General features: G+C 62.0%; 16 protein-coding genes. 6 read left to right on the top strand and 10 right to left on the bottom strand.

Annotation, left to right across the window (positions count from 1 at the left end; all coding sequences use genetic code 11):
- Positions 1-297: 297 nt before the first annotated feature.
- Positions 298-1,758, bottom strand: coding sequence for a M81 family metallopeptidase (locus ACEN9T_RS21445; RefSeq protein WP_413706999.1), 1,461 nt, complete (start codon positions 1,756-1,758; stop codon positions 298-300).
- A gap of 128 nt (positions 1,759-1,886) precedes the next feature.
- Positions 1,887-2,831 (bottom strand): ATP-binding protein, encoded by a 945-nt coding sequence (locus tag ACEN9T_RS21440; protein ID WP_413706998.1) that lies wholly within the window; start codon positions 2,829-2,831, stop codon positions 1,887-1,889.
- A 568-nt stretch (positions 2,832-3,399) separates the two neighbouring features.
- Here ACEN9T_RS21440 and ACEN9T_RS21435 point away from each other — a divergent pair.
- Positions 3,400-5,526, top strand: coding sequence for a TonB-dependent receptor (locus tag ACEN9T_RS21435; protein WP_413706997.1), 2,127 nt, complete (start codon positions 3,400-3,402; stop codon positions 5,524-5,526).
- A 15-nt stretch (positions 5,527-5,541) separates the two neighbouring features.
- On the top strand, positions 5,542-7,173 hold the full coding sequence (locus tag ACEN9T_RS21430; protein WP_413706996.1) for a serine hydrolase domain-containing protein: 1,632 nt from the start codon (positions 5,542-5,544) through the stop codon (positions 7,171-7,173).
- 57 nt (positions 7,174-7,230) lie between these two features.
- Here the strand turns inward: ACEN9T_RS21430 and ACEN9T_RS21425 are convergent, their stop codons facing one another.
- From ACEN9T_RS21425 to ACEN9T_RS21395, 7 genes are all read right to left on the bottom strand, one after another.
- Positions 7,231-8,904 (bottom strand): serine hydrolase domain-containing protein, encoded by a 1,674-nt coding sequence (locus tag ACEN9T_RS21425; protein WP_413706995.1) that lies wholly within the window; start codon positions 8,902-8,904, stop codon positions 7,231-7,233.
- Positions 8,905-9,342: 438 nt separating this feature from the next.
- Entirely contained in the window at positions 9,343-10,356 is a 1,014-nt protein-coding gene (locus tag ACEN9T_RS21420; protein WP_413706994.1) for a dipeptide epimerase, read from the bottom strand.
- A gap of 26 nt (positions 10,357-10,382) precedes the next feature.
- Entirely contained in the window at positions 10,383-11,744 is a 1,362-nt protein-coding gene (locus ACEN9T_RS21415) for an MFS transporter (protein ID WP_413706993.1), read from the bottom strand.
- Between the two features lie 67 nt (positions 11,745-11,811).
- On the bottom strand, positions 11,812-12,243 hold the full coding sequence (locus ACEN9T_RS21410) for an ExbD/TolR family protein (RefSeq protein ID WP_413706992.1): 432 nt from the start codon (positions 12,241-12,243) through the stop codon (positions 11,812-11,814).
- Positions 12,244-12,270: 27 nt separating this feature from the next.
- Positions 12,271-12,702 (bottom strand): ExbD/TolR family protein, encoded by a 432-nt coding sequence (locus tag ACEN9T_RS21405; RefSeq protein WP_413706991.1) that lies wholly within the window; start codon positions 12,700-12,702, stop codon positions 12,271-12,273.
- Positions 12,703-12,705: 3 nt separating this feature from the next.
- Positions 12,706-13,494, bottom strand: a complete 789-nt coding sequence (locus ACEN9T_RS21400) for a MotA/TolQ/ExbB proton channel family protein (RefSeq protein WP_413706990.1) — start codon at positions 13,492-13,494, stop codon at positions 12,706-12,708.
- A 57-nt stretch (positions 13,495-13,551) separates the two neighbouring features.
- Complete coding sequence (locus ACEN9T_RS21395) at positions 13,552-14,187, bottom strand: energy transducer TonB (RefSeq protein WP_413706989.1); 636 nt, start codon at positions 14,185-14,187, stop codon at positions 13,552-13,554.
- Between the two features lie 346 nt (positions 14,188-14,533).
- Here ACEN9T_RS21395 and ACEN9T_RS21390 point away from each other — a divergent pair, with 346 nt between their 5' ends.
- The 4 genes from ACEN9T_RS21390 to ACEN9T_RS21375 all read left to right on the top strand — a co-directional run bounded on the left by ACEN9T_RS21390 (position 14,534) and on the right by ACEN9T_RS21375 (position 17,553).
- The gene (locus ACEN9T_RS21390; protein ID WP_254775654.1) at positions 14,534-15,244 is read left to right on the top strand and encodes a response regulator; all 711 of its coding nucleotides are present in this window, start codon (positions 14,534-14,536) and stop codon (positions 15,242-15,244) included.
- A gap of 731 nt (positions 15,245-15,975) precedes the next feature.
- Positions 15,976-16,113, top strand: coding sequence for a hypothetical protein (locus tag ACEN9T_RS21385; protein WP_009238943.1), 138 nt, complete (start codon positions 15,976-15,978; stop codon positions 16,111-16,113).
- A 177-nt stretch (positions 16,114-16,290) separates the two neighbouring features.
- The gene (locus ACEN9T_RS21380; protein ID WP_092971853.1) at positions 16,291-16,575 is read left to right on the top strand and encodes a hypothetical protein; all 285 of its coding nucleotides are present in this window, start codon (positions 16,291-16,293) and stop codon (positions 16,573-16,575) included.
- 117 nt (positions 16,576-16,692) lie between these two features.
- Positions 16,693-17,553 (top strand): transglutaminase-like domain-containing protein, encoded by an 861-nt coding sequence (locus tag ACEN9T_RS21375; RefSeq protein WP_413706988.1) that lies wholly within the window; start codon positions 16,693-16,695, stop codon positions 17,551-17,553.
- 15 nt (positions 17,554-17,568) lie between these two features.
- Here ACEN9T_RS21375 and ACEN9T_RS21370 read toward each other — a convergent pair whose 3' ends face one another.
- Positions 17,569-17,829, bottom strand: coding sequence for a hypothetical protein (locus ACEN9T_RS21370; protein ID WP_009238940.1), 261 nt, complete (start codon positions 17,827-17,829; stop codon positions 17,569-17,571).
- Positions 17,830-18,140: the final 311 nt, after the last annotated feature.

Here is an 18,140-nt window from a genome sequence, read left to right as displayed (position 1 = left end):
ATGCGGCCACGGCCTCGGCGCACGCCTGCGCTCCCCAAGCGCTCTGTTCGAACGGGTTTAAGGGAACGGGGCTGTTTCCAGCTTGTGGCTGAGAACAACCCCAATTCATATAGCGTCTCGATGGTGTCGACGCTGAAATGCAGGGGTATCTTTTGCGGCACGCCACTGGCACGGGGCGGGCCAAATTGATTTCCTAAGGACTCACGCTTGTTATCGGCATCAAAGGGAATTTGTCCGGACAGCAGCAAGGCGTGGCCTCTTCACGGCCACAGATTTGAAAATGCCCGGTTCGCGGGCTTATGCCTCGAAGGGGTTCGACACGCGGGGCCAATAGTTGAGATCGCGACGCCGATAGTTCAGATCGGCGAAGCTCGGTGTGACAGCCCCGGGCGCTGCGATATGGAAGATCGCCTTGGCGCGCGGCGCGAATTCGGCTTGAAAGTGCTGGGTTGATTTCACGACAACCAGGCGCTTGCTTTCAAAATCGATCCCCAGACCCGTGAACGCGTCGACGCCAACCACTTGGTTGCGTACCGAGGCCAGAACAATATCGACACCATTGGCGGCCTCGAGCCAAACGGCTCGCCCAAACGGAATGGTCAATCCCGAAATGCTCTGCGTATGTTGGTCGGACAGCGCACGCACGGTCACGCGCAGGTCCAACGGGTCTGCCGAGGCCACGCCGCATTTGCCACCCAAGCGCAAATCGAAGGTTGCGCCCACGCCGGCGTCGTGACAGATCTGGATCGCACCGAGATCCCAGAAACACCCGATGGCGACGTTTGCGATCTGTCGCTCGATGATCCGGCGCAGGATGACCGTGTTGTCTCCTGGCGCCCCGCCCCCTGGATTGTCAGCAACGTCGCCGATCACGACGGGGCCGCTGCCAACCTCCAGGGCGCGGTCCAGCCCAATATCGACGTCGAGCCACGCAGGCCGCGTGGCTTCGCGCAGGGCCCAGAATTCGTGGCCAAGCTGCGTGGCCAGCGCCGTCGCATCGGCGAGGTTGTTGTCGGTCACCACCCAAAACTTTGCGCCGGCCTCCGGAACATCGCCCCATGGGAACCCATGCCCGAGGGACACGGACAACACGCCGTCCCGTCCTTCCAGCGATTTCATGCGTTGAACGAACGTAGCCATTGGCTCACTGGTGGTGTGCCAGGCCCCAACCATGCGGCAGTCGTACACACCTGTGGTGGGGCGGATCTTGCCTGCCGCGGTGTCGAGCAGCAGTTGATACGCCTCACGCAAACGATCGATGGGATCGGTGTGCGGATACTCCTTGTAGGCGATCAGGATGTCTGCCGAGCGCCGCATGCGTTCCGTGAAATGGCAGTGCGGATCGAGTGTGGCGGCAATCGGCACTTCGGGGCCGACAATGGCTCGCACCCGAGATAGCAGATCGCCCTCACAGTCGTCGTATCCCTCGGCCACCATCGCGCCGTGCAGTACCAGGAGCACGCCGCCAAGCGGCTGCGCTGCTTCGATCTTGCCTAGGATCTCGTCCCGCAGCGATTCATAGACCGCGCGAATCGTGGGGCCCGATGGTTGCGCCTCTGCGCAAATGCCCTCGACGATCTCATGCCCGTCGCGTTCCGCAAGTCGCCGCACTTCGGCAAGGGCGAACCCCATGCCTTGCGGGGCTCGCAGGCTTGCGTCGCCATGGAAGATGCCCGATTCCTCAAAGCCGCCCCAGCCAGTGGGGCAGGGCGCGAACGTATTCGTTTCGGTCGCAAGCTGAGCAGTGAATAGTTTCATCGTGAATCCTACGAGAGGGCGTGGAGATCGAAACCTCACTGTAGGCACAGGCTGTTGCTAGTTTGTGAGCACTCTGTATCGCGTTCGACACGAGAGTGCGGCCGCAGGCAACACGGCGGCTGCGCGGGCTACCGGCGCGGCAGTCTCACCGTCGCTACCAGTCCGCCGGCCGGATCGTTGCGCAGCTCAAGCGATCCGTTGTGCCGCTTGACGATGTCGTTCGCGATGGCCAGTCCGAGGCCCGTGCCGCCAGTGTCCTTGTTGCGCGAGCTCTCAAGCCGGTAGAACGGTTCAAGCACGCGTGACAACTGCGCCTCGGGGATACCCGGGCCACGATCGGCGACATCAATGCAGATGAACGAGGGTCCGTCAGTCAGATGAATATGCGCCTCCTCTCCGTATCGGATGGCGTTGGCCACCAGGTTCGTCAGGCATCGCTTCAAACCAAGCGGTTGCGCCATCACCGCGCGTATCTCGCCGCTGACGGTGACACGCTGCCCGCGTTCGGCGGCGTCTTCCGCAATCGCATCCACCAGCGCGTTGATATCAACCGGGCTGAAGGCTTCAACGACTTCCGCGTTCCGCAAGAACGACAACGTGGCGTCCAACAACTGCGTCATCTCGTCGATGTCGCTTTGGAGCCGGTCATTCAACTCCCGGTCTTCAAGCGTGCGAAGGCGTAGCCGCATGCGCGTCAATGGGGTGCGTAGATCATGCGAGACGGCGGCTAGGAATTGATTTCGCTCACTCATCTGGCGCCGTATGGCCGCTTGCATCGAGTTGAAAACCTGTGCCGCCTGCCGCGCTTCGATCGGGCCGGCTTCCTGGATGGGCGAAGCGTCGATGTGGTTCGCCAATTCGGCAGCCCCTTGGGCCAGTGAACGAAACGGTGCCGCGAGCATGCGCGCGCCGATCCAGGACGAGATCAATAGCGGCACCAGTTGGATCAGCACGGCCAGAAATAGCTGTAGCGGAACGCTCATGCCCGGAGGCGCCTTGAACGCTGCGGCGCTGTAGAACCACCACAAGACGAGAGCTGCGCAGGCCTGTGTCATCAGGACCATGGCCAGCATCACGAATAGCAAACGATAGAACGCGGAATCAAATGATGGCTTGGGCATATGCGTCCTAGGTACGTCGAATACGAATAGAAATCAGCATAGTGGGATTATCGCGCGCGACTGTATCGACTTTGTTTGTATTCCATTTCAACGTTGAAACAATGAACGACGGGGACGATGTTGCACCTCTGCCTGTTTCAAGACCGATACAAAGTACACACGAAACAGAAATGCCATGCACTTACCGTTGGCGACGAGTTGCGAAGTGAAACGGTGCTTTGAACACCGCAATCAGAAAGCGGAAAACTCGGAGGAGACGACAGTGAAAATGAACAATCGAAGGACGCGTAGAGTGGATGCGACCGCGTCTCAGTTTCGCCAGGGTGGGCGATATATGACGTGGTTTGCCGGCCCGGTACTTGGCTTGGCTTCCCTGTACGCGCATGCACAAACGGTGAAGCCTTCACAAGACATGGTGCAGATTGCGGCGCCTGATGCAGCGTCGGATACGGCAACTGGAGCGAGGCCTGAAAGCGGGGCGGCCCCGGCTGAGAAGAGGGCGCAGGGGGCAGAGACATCCGTGTCGCAGGGCAAGGAAGGCGCCACCCTCAACACGGTGGTGGTGACCGCAACGCGCCGCCGGGAGCCCGCACGTGAAGTGCCGATGCAGATCAACGTGGTTTCGGCTGAAGAGTTGCAGAAAGGCGGCGCAAAGACTATGTCCGACTTCCTGTCGTCGGAACCCGGTGTTGACCTGAACACGGCGGGTGGCAGCGGCTCTGGGCAAATCAGCATGCGCGGCGTGACGACAGGTGAGCAGACCGGGCCGACCGTCGGCGTGTACGTCGACGACGTGGCATTTGGCGGCAGCACCGTGTTCTCCCAGGGTGCAACGTTCGCGCTCGACATGAGCCTGCTGGACCTCAATCACATCGAAATTCTGCGGGGTCCTCAAGGAACGCTGTACGGTGCGGGTGCGATGGGCGGATTGCTCAAGTACGTCACCAACGAGCCGGATTCCGGCGAATTTTCGGGCCGCGCGTCTGCAGGCCTTTCCGTCACCAAGCATGGCGGCGTGAATAACTCCGCCAACGCCGTGTTGAATCTTCCGTTGAAGACCGATGTGGCGGCGGCACGGATTTCGATGTTCAGCCAACACGATGCGGGCTATGTCGATGCCGTGGGGCCACAGGCCGGTTCACGTATTGACCGCGGCGATACCTATGGCGCGCGCGCGTCGTTTCTTCTGACGCCCACGAATCAGTTGACGCTGCGCCTGACCGCATTGACGCAGAACATCAACCGCAATGCACCGAACTACGTTGCCTATGGCAAAAATGGGCAACCCGTGGACGGCGATCTGACAACGCGGCTCTTTACGACGGAGCCCTTTCATCAGAACGTCCAACTCTATTCCGCCGGGGTTGAGTACGAGTTCGGCTGGGCACGCGCGAATTCGATCACGTCATACCAGTCGATGCGATCTGATGCGCCGCAAGACTTGTCGGTGGTGTACGTTCCGCTGCTCAACGGCATCGGGCTAAACGTGAGTTCCGTTGCCGCAAAGAACGTGGCGACGACGAACAAGTTCACGCAGGAATTTCGTCTGACCTCGCCGGGCAACCGGACGCTGGAATGGCTTGCGGGTGTGTTCTACACGCGCGAGCGCAGTGACGCGAGCCAAGGGCTCATTACAACGCTGCCCAACGGAACCGTCGGCCCCAATTTGTCCGCGCTTGAGGCACCGAGCACCTACAGCGAGTACGCGGCCTACGGGGATCTGACCTATCACCTGACCCCGCGCCTGTCGTTGACCGGCGGCCTCCGTGTGGCACGCAACACGCAGGAGTACCAGCAGACCACGTTTGGCGCGCTCGCAGGGCCCACGCAGACCATTACCGCCCCCTCGTCGGATACCAGCAAGACGTACATGCTTACGGCGAACTATGCGCTGACGAAAGACAGCAACGTCTACCTGCGCGCTGCCAGCGGGTATCGCCCTGGTGGACCGAATGCGCTGCTGGTTGATCCAGTCACGGGGCTGCCTTCGTCTGGGAATCCCACCTTCCGCCCCGACACGCTGTGGACCTACGAGGCCGGCTACAAGGCCGATCTTCTGGACAAGCGCATGTCGGTTGCGATGACGGTGTACGACATCGAGTGGAAGAACATCCAGCAGTTCGGCGCGGTCAATGGCGTCAATCAAGTGCTCAATGCCGGTGATGCAAGGATTCGAGGGTTGGAGCTCTCCAGCGCGTTCCGTCCGAATCGCCACTGGAATCTTGGTCTGAGCGTGTCCCTCATCGACGCGAAGCTGACCACGGGCAATGTCAACACGGGCACCAATGCGGGCGATCCGCTTCCAAACTCGGCACGGGTTGCCGCCACGCTATCGGCCAGCTACGTCTTCGCGGTGAACGGATATCCAGCCTACGCAGGTGTGAGTCAACGGTTTGTCGGCAGTCGCCATGCTGGCTTTGGAAGCAATACAGGCCGCCCAGACTATCCCCTGCCGGGCTATGCCATGACGGATCTGCAGGCAGGACTCGACTTCAAGAAGTTCAGCCTCGCTTTCTACGTTCGCAACCTGTTCGACCGCCGTGCGTTGCTTGCGGCAGGTACGTCCCTGGTTCCGATGGGTGGCCCTGCGCTGGTCAGCGTGGCACAGCCTCGCACGATCGGTGCAACGCTGACGGTCCCCTTCTAACGCACATCAATCGACATGACACACGATCCAATGGATATCAGGAAGCAACTCGACGCGTTGCTGGAGCCGTACAACAAGGCGGACCAGCCGGGCCTCGTGGTCGGCGTCGCGTTGCGAGGGGATGCGCTTTACCGGCGCGGCTTCGGGCTGGCCAGCATTGAGCACGGCACCATCAACACGCCCGCAACGCGCATGCGGATCGGCTCGACGAGCAAGCACTTCACGTGTCTCGCGGCGCTGCTGCTGGCAGAAGAGGGCAAGCTGGATGTCGACGCGGGCATCCGCACGTATATCCCGGAGTTGCCGGTGCTCGCGGGCGATCCCACGTTACGCCAGTTGATGACGCACACCGGCGGCTACCGCTGTTACCTCGACCTGTGGGTGTTGACGCAGGGCGTGGTGACCATGCCTCGGGGCGCGGCGTTGGCGACGGAGGTCCGCCAACGCGACGTCAATTTCCGCCCTGGGGAGCGGATGATTTACTGCAACGGCGGCTACCACCTGCTGTCGCTTGTCATTGAGCGCGTCAGCGGCGTGCCGTTCGAGAGCTTCCTGTCGGAGCGCATCTTCCGTGTGATGGGCATGGTCGATACCGAGGCCGTTGCCGACGACATGCAGATTCGGCCGCGCATGGCCACCCAGCACGTGCCGGACGGAACGGGTGGCTTTATTCGCGGCTTGTTCCCTTCGTGGGAAGTGCGGGGTGAAGGCGGCATCGTGTCCACCATCGATGACATGCTCCGCTGGACGGCCCATCTGCGCGCGCCCGACAAGCTCGGCACCCAGGACGTGTGGCGGCAGATGCTGACCAAACCGCGCTATTCCAGTGGTGCCGAAGGTGTGTACGCGCTTGGGTTGATGCGCACACCGCATCGCAATGTTGAGTTGCTCCACCATGCCGGCGGCGTGTTCGGTGGGTCATGCCAGATGTTGACCGTGGCGGCGCATGCGCTCGATGTGGTGATTCTTACCAACGGCGCGCCGGTGGACCCGATTGCACTCGCAACGCAGATTGTCGACGTTGTGCTGGGCGACGAGGTACTCGGCGCCCCGCGCCCCGAGCCACTGACCATCAACGGTCATGAAGCGCTGCTGGGCCGATACTTCTCGCGCGCCGATCGAGCGTACTGTGAGGTTGTCGATCGGGGTGGGCACCTTGCTGCCGTCATACATAACCAGAAGCACCTGGCGCTACCGTTAATTGAGACGTCGGACGGTTTGCGCATCGAGGACGGTACTGGTGGCGCGTTGATGATTCGGCCCGGCGCAACGTCGGCCGGCCGCGTGACGGCCATCGAGTTCATCGACTGCGGCCATGCATCGCTACTGGAACGGCTGCCAGATGAGGCGCCACCTGTCTCCGATGCCTTCGCCGGCATGGAGGGCGCTTACTTCAGCGGTGATGCAGCAGGGCATGCCGGACTGACGCTCTCGGACGGCGCCGTATCGATGCGGCTGGAGGGCCCCATGGGTGGCGTCAACTACCGGCTTGTCCCCGTTGGCGAAGACGTCTTCACGTTTGAACCGGCGGATGCGCAAGGTTTCTCCGCCGGTGTGCTGACCGTCGATCGTATGAACGGGCGTGCTTCCCGTTTCTGGCTGGATACCTCGCGAACACGTGGCCTCGCTTTCTCGCGCGAGATATGAGAACAGGCGGAGCGGCAACGGTGCCGCTCCGCCTTTTTTTCCCTCAACCGTTGTGTCTCAGAGGCAGGGTTCCGGGTATCGTGTCCAGTTGCCAACTGCCCGCGTGAATGTGACACCTCGACTCCGTTGGGTATCAATGCGGAAGCTGGGCGTCGGCGGCTGGGATGGGTCTTGCGATAGCGTAACGATGCCATCGATGAAAGCCAGTGGGGCGATGGGAGCCATGCCAAAGACGTGATCAGCGATGGGCGTCAGTCGGTAATCACACCCTCCAGCTGCGCCTTGCATACGGAGTATCAAAGTACTGTGGTCGGCCGGATCGTGTTCGATGACGGCGCGGGCGTTGGCATCGTGGCTCTCGTAGATGCCACACATCTCAGCGGCGATCTCGGCCGTCATCGGGGGCACTTCAGCAACGCGTTCGAATGTCTCGGCATGTCCGCAATGGGCGATCCGGAGATGGTCGATGTCATCGGGCGCGTTGTGCATTCCCCAGTGCACGGAGAAGGATCCGTCAGCGCCGGCTTCAATGGCGACATCATTGGTGGGGCTTCCTTCGATGGGGTAAAGCGGCAGGGGTTTCCCCGCGCAGAGCCAACCACCCAGCGCCAATGCGCCGTCGTGGTCCTCCAGTGCATACACCGCATTGCTCTCCAATGAGCGATAACAGCCAAGCCGCGCAGCATGTGCCGACGCACGCACTGGAATCGGCGGCCCGTCGCCGCTCAGGACAGTGGCGAGCACGATATCGACGATGCGATGGGCAAGATCGATTGGGGTGTCGACCGCGCCGTTGCTGAGGAGCACCACATCCAGCCCGTGTGTGGCGGAGAACAGCATATGGCTGGTGCCCCCGATGACACCGCCCGAATGATGGGTGAGCTGGATGCCGCGATAGATGGTTTGCTTGAGGCCCAGGGCGTAGTTGCTGCCCTGTCCGCTGGAAAACACGGGCATCTCCAACATCTGTGCCCAAGTCGCATCCGTGCCGACGATCTTTTCACCATGCATGTGCGCAGTCCATCGCAGCATGTCATCGACCGTCGAAACGATGCCGCCTTCACCCAGGATCTCTCTTGAGGGAAAGATGCCGCGCAGATACCCGCCTTCGCCATCCGGCACATGAAAGCTGGCGATGCCCGGCACCACGGCCATGTCGTTGTCGATGGAGGCCGTCTCGTGCATGCCCATCGGAGTAAAGATCCTCGCATCCAGGAATGCATCAAACGGCATGCCGCTGGCGCGCTCAATGGCGAGCGACAACAAGTGATAGCCGCCGTTCGAATACATCATGCGTTCGCCTGGATGGAAATTCTCGTCGCGCTGGCGGATCTGTGCGGCGAGCGTTGCGCCACGCGGCGGGATGGCCAAGCCTTGCGTCAGCAAGGCCAGATCGAGCGCGCATCGTTGCCCGCCGCGGTGCGACATCAACTGACGCAGTGTCGGCGCACCGCCGGCACGCGAGAGCTCAGGAATATAGGTTCCGATGCCGGCGTCCGCATCGAGAAGGCCCTCCTCGCATAGCAGCAGTGCAGCCAGGCAGGCGAAGTGCTTGCTGACTGAGCCGATGCGCAGGCGCGTGGCGGTCGTCAGCGCGCGCGCGTGCTCAAGACTCGCCATGCCGAATGCCTTGCGGTAGAACAGTTCACCATGCTGAGCGATGCCGACAACCACGCCCGGACCATCGCTGCGCGCGTAGGGGCGAAACAGCGCCGATAGCGCCTCGTACATGCATTCTCTCGATGGGCTTGTCATGGGGTTGTATCGTCGTCAATGCGAGTGAACAGCAAATTGCGCGTGCGCCAGGTGTCGAGCCGGAAACACGAGATGGTCCAGCCGCTGTCGCGTGAGAGGCGCATTGCGCCATACGCCATGCTGCTAGTAGCCCGCGCTCCCAGCCGTCCGTGGCGTCCCGTACATGCAGTGTCGCCATGCCGGGCAGAATCTGCATATCGTCGGGCGCCGCAATGGTGTCGATCGTGCCCATCGGGCCAAAGAGGTGTTCCGCCAGAAACGCCTCGAACGACATGCCAAAGCCACGGCGATAGCGCAACGCGTCACCGTGCGTAATGCCCACGACCAGCCCCGGTCTGTCACTACGCTGATACGGTGCAAAGAGGGCGTCGAGTCTCGCGGCGAGTGAAGAATCCATTGGCTGCGCGGTGGACGTTACGGGAGCATGGCATTGGTAACGGCGGACCCCCAGGCATCGTCCGGGCACAACAAGAGGCCGTCCGAGTACTGGGCGCCAACCGCACGATCCCTGGTGAGAAACAACGGGCCATCGAGGTCGATGCGATCGCACAACTGCCCGAGGACGAAAGCGGGTGCGATGGCCAATGACGTCCCCGGCATGCATCCAACCATGATGGAGAGGCCTGCAGACCGTGCGGTGGCGGCGAGTTCAAGCGCGCGCGTGAGTCCCCCGCACTTGTCGAGCTTGATGTTGACGATGTCGTATCGACGAACGACGTTGGGCAGGTCCTTAACATCCTGGAACGATTCATCGGCGGCCAGGGGAATCGGATAGTCCAGCGTATCGAGGCAGGCGTCAGCACCGATGGCGAATGGCTGCTCCAGCATGTCGACGCCGACTTGCTGCAACACCGGAAGCATCGTATCGAGGTGAGCGCGCGACCAGCCTTGGTTGGCATCGACCGAGAGCGACACTTCAGGTCGCGCCTCACGAATCGATAACAGGCGGCTGGCATCGCGCACACTGCCATCGAGTTTGATCTTGAGCGCACGGGCTTGGCGCAGGCTACGCGCCTTGCTCGCCATTGCCTGCGGGGTATCGACGCCGATAGTCATCGTGGTCAGCAGGGGGCGCGGTGGCGGAAGCTGCGCGACGCGCCAGACCGGCAACGCTTCACGTTTCGATTCCAATGCCCAAAGCGCTGCGTCTACCGCATTGCGTGCGCCGCCCGACGGCAGCAGCGTCAGCAACTGCGCGCGGGTGATGCCTCGTTCGATGGAAAGCCGTACCGCTTCGATCTGCGCCGCGATCGATTCGGGCGTCTCGCCAAGATAGAAGACGCCGGCCGCTTCACCGACACCTTCATGGTGCGCGTCAGCGATTGTCACGACGACCACACGTGCAGTATCGACGAGATAACCGGTAATTCTGAAAGGCGCGGCCAGCGGCCAGCACTCGATTCGAATCGAGAGAGAACAGCGTTCCATGGTGTTCGTTTGGCGATGGGAGGGTGTTATGCGTAGCACTCAATCGCTTCGCGTACGCCTTTACCGGCGGCGCGCATCAGTACGCAAGCTGAAGAGAAGCCAACCAGGGCGACGCCAATGATCGCCAGGAGGAGACCGTGGTTGACCGCCTGCAAGCGATCCGACATCACCCCGATGAAGACCGGGCTACCGGCTTGAACGACGATGGTGGTCAGCACGCCGATGGCGGCCACGCGCGAGCGCAGGTGCGCGGGGCAAATGCTTTGCATGATTGCGGGAAACAGCACCATGCCGGCAACAATGCAAGCGAACTGCAGTCCAAAGAGGCTGTAGACGAATGTCACCGAAGTGGCCGTCAGGTAGCCGACGGAAGTGAGCGCCGCGGCAAGCGCGCCCCACTCGCACACACGCAGCGGGGCCAATACTCCGAAGCGAGGGCTGAGGCGGCGAGCGATCAGCCAGCCCAGAACGCAGCCAATGACGCTGCCGATTGTGGCCGCGGCCCCCAACCCACCACCAGCCGCAGCCGGCGCCGCGCCAAAACTCCGCACGGCAACGATGGGCATCCAGGTGGTGATGCCGGTGAAAGCCATGTTGACCAACGCGATTGCACCGAAGAATTTCGCCATCATGGCCCGTTCGCGCGTGAAGTAGGCGCGTGCGGTCAAGGGTGATGTGGCGACATGCTCGGCGGCGCGTATGTTCGTGCTGCGGTCGCCGTGCTTAGGGCGGATCATGGCGACCAGAATGACCAGAAGCGGCGCGGGGATGGCAACGGCAAAGAAGGCCAGGCGCCATGGCGAGAAGCCGGCCAACGCACCGGGTAGCGTGCCGTGCATCGTCGTGACGCCTTGCAATAGCGCGCCTCCCAGGGCCATGCCCGCGCCGGCGCCGAGCAGATTGACCAGCGCGAACACCGAGTTGGCGAGCACGCGCTGTCGTGCGGGAAACAGGTCGGGAATCATGCCGTAGATGATGGGCATCAATCCGGCCTCTCCGATGCCCAATCCGATCGAGGCGATGAAGAGTTGCCAGAAGCCGGTGGTGAGCCCGCAGGTAGCAGTTGCTGCACTCCAGACCAGGATGCACACCGCCAGCACGAGGCGACGGTCGACGCGGTCTGCGATCCATCCGATGGGTAGCGCCGCCGCGCCCGCAAAGAGCGCGAGGCCGGCGCCTTGCAGCAGGCCGATCTGCAAGTCCGAGAGACCGAAGTCCTGCCGGATCGGTTCTGTAAGGAGAACAAGTATCTGCCGGTCGATATTGGCAAAGAACGCGACGATCACGAGTACCGCAAGGCCGAACCAGGCAAGCGCACCAGCGGACGCTTCCCTTGGGGCGGAGATCCCCATGGCGGGGGAAGGTAAGTCGAGTTTCGAGTCGAACATGGTAGATCCGACAATTGAGGAGGAGGCGAGAGAGTGACCGAACGAACGGGCGGCCGCGCGGGGCCGCTTACGGCATGAACTGCTCGTTGCCGACCAGCCCGATGCGCTTCACACCCAGCCGCTGGGCGGAAGCCATGACCATGGCAACGGCCCGATACGGCGCCGCCTTGTCAGGACGCAGGTGCAGCTCAGTTGGCGCGGGGTCTGCGCTGACTGCCTCAAGCCGGGTTTCCAGCTGTGCACGGGAGGCCACCGGTTCGCCATTCCAGGCGAGCGAGCCGTCGGGTGCAACGTCAATCTGCACGATGGCCGGCGTTGTCTGCTGGGGCTGCGCTGGCGCGTCGGTTGGCATGTCCAGCTTTACCGCATGCGTTTGGATGGGGATTGTGAGTATGAGCATGATGAGCAGCACGAGCATCACGTCGATCAACGGGGTGGTGTTGATCTCGACCATGACCTCGGCCTCATCGCCGTTGCCGTCATGCATCGTCATTGCCATGACGGGCCTCCTTTTGATGTGAATGGGTTATTGGTGCGGCGGTGCTTCGGTAATGAAATCCACTTTCGCGATACCGGCGCGTTGACAGGCGAGGACGACACGCCCGATGGCGGCGTAACGTGCATCCAGGTCGCCACGGATGTGCACTTCCGGCTGCGGCTTTTGCACGGCCACCGTCTTGAGCCTGTCGACCAGCGTGTGGGTGTCCGGCACGTGACCTTCGTTCCAGAACACGTCGCCGTCCTTCGTGACCGCGAGGATCACGTTCTGGGGAGTGGTTTGAAGCGGATGGACGGCTTCTTTGGGAAGCGTGACCGGCACGGTGTGCGAGACCACCGGAATGGTGATCAGGAAGATGATCAGCAGCACCAGCATCACGTCCACCAATGGCGTCGTGTTGATGGTGGACATCACCTCATCGTGCTCGTCACTGCTGCCAGTTCCGACGGACATGGCCATGGCTCACCCCACGCGAGCAATCGCCATGGACCGCGTTGCGGCGGCAGCGGCAGCGGTGGTCTTGCCTGTGAAGAGAACGGTATGCAGCTCGGCGGAGAAGCCGCGCACACGCTCCATCACCGCCTTGTTGCGCCGTACCAGCCAGTTGTAGCCGAGCACAGCCGGCACGGCCACGGCAAGGCCGATAGCGGTCATGATCAATGCTTCGCCCACGGGGCCGGCAACTTTGTCGATGGATGCCTGGCCGGCAATGCCGATGGCCGTCAGCGCGTGATAGATGCCCCACACCGTTCCGAACAGCCCCACGAATGGCGCAGTTGACCCGACGGTACCCAGGAAAGAGAGGCCGTCTTGCAGGCGATTGGAAACGGTGTTGGTCGCGCGCTCAACAGCGGTGGTGACCCACGTGTCCAGGCTGATCTGCTCCAGCATCGCGCCATCGTGGTGGTCCCATGCTGACAGCCCGGCCTGTGCAATGAAGCGGAAGGGGCAGTCCTCGTTGAGCGCGCGTGCGCCTTCTGCGAGCGTGGGTGCAGTCCAGAAGACCTCTTCGGCAGTTTTTGCCCGGCGGAGCACACGGGCCTGTTCAAGCAGCTTCGCAACGATGATGTACCAGCTGCCCATCGACATCACGATGAGGATTAGCAGTGTGCCGCGGGCAATCAGATCGCCGCCTTTCCAAAGCGCCTCGAGGCCGTATGGATTCGTTACCGCATCGTTGGCGGCATGCGCAGCGCTGGTTGCCAGCGTCAGAGCGACGGCGGCGGCAGCCGGGTAAAAGCGTTTGGACATATTTGTCTCCTGGAGCGTGTTGAAACAACGTGATGGCATTGGCTGTCGCTTGCAGCCTCAATCGAGCTTGAAAGAGAAGGGCACCTGCACCCGCACCTCCTGGCCTTGCGCGGTGCAGTGGAATTGGCGCACGGCGTTCTCGGCCGCGCGATCCAACACAGGTGCGGCGGACGTGGTGACACGCAGGTCTTTCACGTTGCCGTCGGTGCCCACCGTGAACGCCACGACGACATCGCCCGTGAGGCCGTCTTTGATCGCTTCACGTGGATAGCGGATGCCCGCACGCACCTGCGTCGAGTTCGGGCACACAACGCCCACACTTGCGGCAACTGGCGCAGGTGCCGGCGCCGGTGCTGGAGGCGCGACCGGTGCAGACGGCGTTGGTGTGGCCGACTGGGCGGTAATGGTGTTTTGTGACGGCGGTGTGGCGGTATGCACTTCCGGCGGCGGCACAAACGGGGGTGGCGCAACGTGCTTCGGCCGCGGCGGGGGCTCTGCCAGCTTCTTGGGAGGCGGTGGGGGCGGGGGCTTGATCTCTTCAAGCAGACGCGTCTCGATCGGCGTCGTGATGATCTTCACCACGTTGGTTGCGATACCGCTCAGCAGCGCGTACAGGATCACCACATGCAATGCGATCACGAATGCGATGCCAGCCATTCGACGAGCGTGCGGTTTGGGTTGGGCGTAGTTCATATGCCACGTGTCTCCTGCCTTGATAGGTCTTGTTGAGGAGCACGTTAAAGCCTGGGCATTTCCACTTCATCTCGACTTTGTATCGAGGTTGATACGAAGCGGAATGCGCGGGAAGCAGCTGCAGAGCGTGGCGCGATGGCGCGTGTAAAGCGCACATCTCGTTGCGCTACCGGCGTGCCCTGAATGTTGCGGGACGCGTGGCCGTTGATGTATGCGCAACGGCACCCACGTGGATTATTTCAAGATTGAAATAATCCGTACAAAAAAGCCCTTATATTGGCGTCTCATAATTCCGTGGGAGCGAGCGCGGCACGCTGCCGCTACGACACCGGAGAGGGGAGACACCGTGACCAAATCTATTCATGTTCTCGCTGTCGACGACGACGCGCAGATCAGGGGCTTGCTGTGTGATTGCCTAGCCGATTTCGGCATGGTCACCACGCAAGCCGCCAACGGTGCCGATATGCATCGTGCGCTTGCTAATGGCACAGCCGATATTGTCGTGCTGGATCTGATGTTGCCTGATGGCGATGGACTCGATCTATGTCGCGAGATTCGTGCGAAGTCGGATATCCCGATCATCATCTTGACGGCACGCGGCGAGATGACGGACAGGATCGTAGGGCTCGAGCTGGGCGCGGACGACTACGTCGTCAAGCCGTTTGAGCCTCGTGAGCTGGTGGCGCGTATCCAGACCATCCTGCGCCGCACGCGCGCCCAACTGCATGCGCATGCCGATACCCAGGAAGAGTGCCGGTTCGCAAACTGGCGTCTGAACCTCATTGGCCGCCATTTGATCGCTGCCGACAATACGGTCATCCCACTCTCGAACGCCGAGTTCCGCCTCCTCAATGCATTTCTTGCAGCCCCAGGGCGCGTACTAAGTCGCGAATACTTGATGGATGCCGCACGCGGCAAGTCAACCGATGCATTTGACCGCAGCATCGACGTGCAGATATCGCGCTTGCGTCACAAGTTGCGAGAGGACATCAGGGAACCCAAGCTCATTCGCACGATTCGAGGAGAAGGCTACATGCTTGATACCAAGCAGCATTGAGCGTGGGTAAGCAGGGCGCCGATATGCCACCAAGTTCGGTGGCCGAATATAGGAATCACGGCAACAGGGTACGAAGGGATGCTGCGACAGATCGCATCAAGGCGAAGAAAAGCGACGTTGTACGTCGCCGCCTTCCTCTCTCATTCGTATCAAGATGTGGTCAGTACGGTAGACGGGCTTATTCGTGTGGAATGATGGCGGGAACCGATCTGACACCAGACGAGATGGAGGCGGAACGGGGTGAAAGGCTCAGGACGTTTCGCTTGTTCAGGAATCTCGCGCAGAAGACGCTGGCTGCACTGGCCGGCGTAAGCGTTCGGGCATTGCGGGACCTCGAGAGCGGCCGCGGCTCGAGGGTCAAAACCCTAGTCTGCGTGCTCTGTGCTTTGGGACTGCAGGATTGGATCAACACCATTGCGCCACCTGACACGATTAGTCCGTCGGCACGCACTCGTGAGAAGTCCCGGCAGCGTGCCTCGCATTCGCGTCTCCGTCGTGCTACTTGAGCCGGCTGCAGCGGCGTCTACACCAGGGCTTTTGGCTCGATCGGTACCCAGGTGGGATGGCCAACTGCGCCCGGCAGGATCGCGCAGCGCTCCTCACGCGTCGGGCTCACACGCGGTGTGGGTTGCCCCACCCGTTGCCGCCAGCAAAGATATTCTCCCTGGCCGGGGTTGAAGCGCGTATGCTCGGCGCGGCCACTTGGCGAGCAACGTAACCGGAGTATCACGATGGCCAAGTCTCAATTGCGCGGCAACCGCGAAGTCAAGAAGCCGAAACAGCCGAAGAAGGTGGCAGTGCCTGCAGCACCGTTTGGCTCGGTGCAATCGCGGGTCACGAACGAGGGCGCTGAGAAAAAGAAGAAATGAACGGCGTGTGCACCGGCTGCGTCCCCGCGGCATGTTTGCCGCGGGTCCAGCCGAATGTGATGGCGCGATGACATGCAGGGTGCGCGAAGCGTGGCAGCTTTCCACCCACCCCCGATAGTTCGATGGTGCGCAGGGAAAGCGCGTACAGTGGGACTTCCCCCCTTTACGGAGTCCGCTGTGGATACCTATCCGACTTGCCGCTACAAGGGGTTTGATGTCTACCCCCTCATCTACCTGTTCGACCCGCCTCGTGAATGGCACGAGCGGCGCCCGGACCGGTCCTACAACGCTTCGGTGCTGATCTGTCAGGCTGGCGAGGAGCCCAGCATGGAGGACTCCCGCATCTTCCGGCTGGAGGCCACGCCCTGGGACAGCGTCGGCGTGGCCAAACGTGTCGCCGTCAAGATGGCCGAAGACATCATCGATGGCTTCGTGCCTGGCCAGACACTGATGGCGCAATAGCCGCACGAAGGCGGTTGCTTGCGCGTGGATGGCCACCATGCCAGACGCGAGCGTACCGCCCGTTCGTCATCGGTGGCCGTGGCCGCCGGTAAGACGATGCACGCAGCAGGAGGCCGTATGGTGCGCATGCGTTATTCGGTCGGCTTGCGCTACGAGGTGCACGACTCGACCGCCGATTTCATCTTCAACTTCCACGCGGCGCAGACTGCGCGCCAAGTCGTCGTCGCCGAATCATTGCAGTTGACCCCGGCGCTGATGGCAGAGCCGCACACCGAACCCGGCCTGCTGAACCGGCGCTTGCGCGTGCGTGCCCCCCGCGGGCACTTCTCGGTCACCTACACCGCCACAGTCGACGTCGACCATGTGCTCACACCGGCGGAGCAATTGTTCGAAGTCCCCATCGCAGAGCTCCCGCTCGATGTCGTCACGTTCCTGGCCCCCAGCCGGTATTGCGAATCGGATCGGCTCATGGAATTCGCACTGCGCGAGTTTGGCGGCTGCGAGCGCGGGTACCGGCTCGTCATCACGATTCGCGACTGGGTCTGCCGCTATGTGCGGTGTGTCTCTCAATCTACGAACGAGCGCACGTCGGCCGTCGACACGCTCGTTGAACGCAAGGGCGTGTGCCGCGACTATGCACACCTCATGATCGCTTTGTGCCGCGCGCTGAGCATTCCCGCGCGCTTTTGCAGCAGCCTCGACTACGGTGCCGACCCCGGCATGGGGCCGGCAGACTTCCACGCGTTCGTGGAGGTATTCGTGGGGCAGCATTGGTACCTCGTCGATCCATCCAATGCCGCGGTGCCCATGGGGCTCTTGCGGATCGGGACGGGGCGCGACGCAGCCGATATTCCCATCGCCATGGTCTTCGGCAACGTGACGCCATCGAGACCGCTGGTGCAGATCGAGGCCGTGGCGAGCATTGCGCCTGGGTTCAGCATGCCGGTGGACACCGCGCAAGGCATCAGCACCTGGTGACGGCGTGGCACGGGCTTACCACTCGTCCGTGGACGGCCCCTCTTCTTCCACGCCGAGGATGACGTCGATCGCCGCCCGTCCTGCCAGCTCGCCCACGAGATGCGCCCAGCGCCGCGAGAAAGGACCACCGTGGACCTTGATGCGCTTTCCGATGGCCGCGACGCCCGCGGGCTGCGTCGGCCCCTGGATGGAAAACCACAAGTCGAACATGTCCTTTGATCGACCCACGAGCTCCATGTGGATCTGGTAACCACGGTAGTCGGTCGTACGTGTCATTGAAGACATCCTTGATGTGTCGTGGTCGTCTTCCAAGGGTAGGGGCCATGCGCGATGGACGCAATGCGTTTCATGGGAAGCCCCAGCATCTTTTTGCTGTTGACTGCCCCCTGAACCGGCAGCTGCAACCGCAACCTTGTGCAGGCTACGGTCTTCACGGTTCAGGCGTGGCGTTCGACGGTCCGGCAATGGAATGCGGGCCTCGAACTGCGGCATTTCAATATCAAAGACTGAAGCGAGACCCCAAGAGAGTGGGAATAGACACGCGCTCCAGGCGCCGTATCGCAGACAATGTCGGAAGCACGACCACA

This window comes from Ralstonia sp. Ralssp110 (genome assembly GCF_047325135.1).
In the GTDB taxonomy this organism is placed as follows: Bacteria; Pseudomonadota; Gammaproteobacteria; order Burkholderiales; family Burkholderiaceae; genus Ralstonia; species Ralstonia mojiangensis.
The sequence above is the reverse complement of the archived record's forward strand: the minus strand, read 5'-3'. Positions and strand labels throughout refer to the sequence as shown.

Coding starts and splice junctions, on each gene's coding strand:
- ACEN9T_RS21445 (WP_413706999.1), bottom strand. CDS start 1,758: ATGAAACTATTCACTGCTCAGCTTGCGACCGAAACGAATACGTTCGCG.
- ACEN9T_RS21440 (WP_413706998.1), bottom strand. CDS start 2,831: ATGCTGGCCATGGTCCTGATGACACAGGCCTGCGCAGCTCTCGTCTTG.
- ACEN9T_RS21430 (WP_413706996.1), top strand. CDS start 5,542: ATGACACACGATCCAATGGATATCAGGAAGCAACTCGACGCGTTGCTG.
- ACEN9T_RS21425 (WP_413706995.1), bottom strand. CDS start 8,904: ATGTACGAGGCGCTATCGGCGCTGTTTCGCCCCTACGCGCGCAGCGAT.
- ACEN9T_RS21420 (WP_413706994.1), bottom strand. CDS start 10,356: ATGGAACGCTGTTCTCTCTCGATTCGAATCGAGTGCTGGCCGCTGGCC.
- ACEN9T_RS21415 (WP_413706993.1), bottom strand. CDS start 11,744: ATGTTCGACTCGAAACTCGACTTACCTTCCCCCGCCATGGGGATCTCC.
- ACEN9T_RS21410 (WP_413706992.1), bottom strand. CDS start 12,243: ATGGCAATGACGATGCATGACGGCAACGGCGATGAGGCCGAGGTCATG.
- ACEN9T_RS21405 (WP_413706991.1), bottom strand. CDS start 12,702: ATGGCCATGTCCGTCGGAACTGGCAGCAGTGACGAGCACGATGAGGTG.
- ACEN9T_RS21400 (WP_413706990.1), bottom strand. CDS start 13,494: ATGTCCAAACGCTTTTACCCGGCTGCCGCCGCCGTCGCTCTGACGCTG.
- ACEN9T_RS21395 (WP_413706989.1), bottom strand. CDS start 14,187: ATGAACTACGCCCAACCCAAACCGCACGCTCGTCGAATGGCTGGCATC.
- ACEN9T_RS21385 (WP_009238943.1), top strand. CDS start 15,976: ATGGCCAAGTCTCAATTGCGCGGCAACCGCGAAGTCAAGAAGCCGAAA.
- ACEN9T_RS21375 (WP_413706988.1), top strand. CDS start 16,693: ATGGTGCGCATGCGTTATTCGGTCGGCTTGCGCTACGAGGTGCACGAC.
- ACEN9T_RS21370 (WP_009238940.1), bottom strand. CDS start 17,829: ATGACACGTACGACCGACTACCGTGGTTACCAGATCCACATGGAGCTC.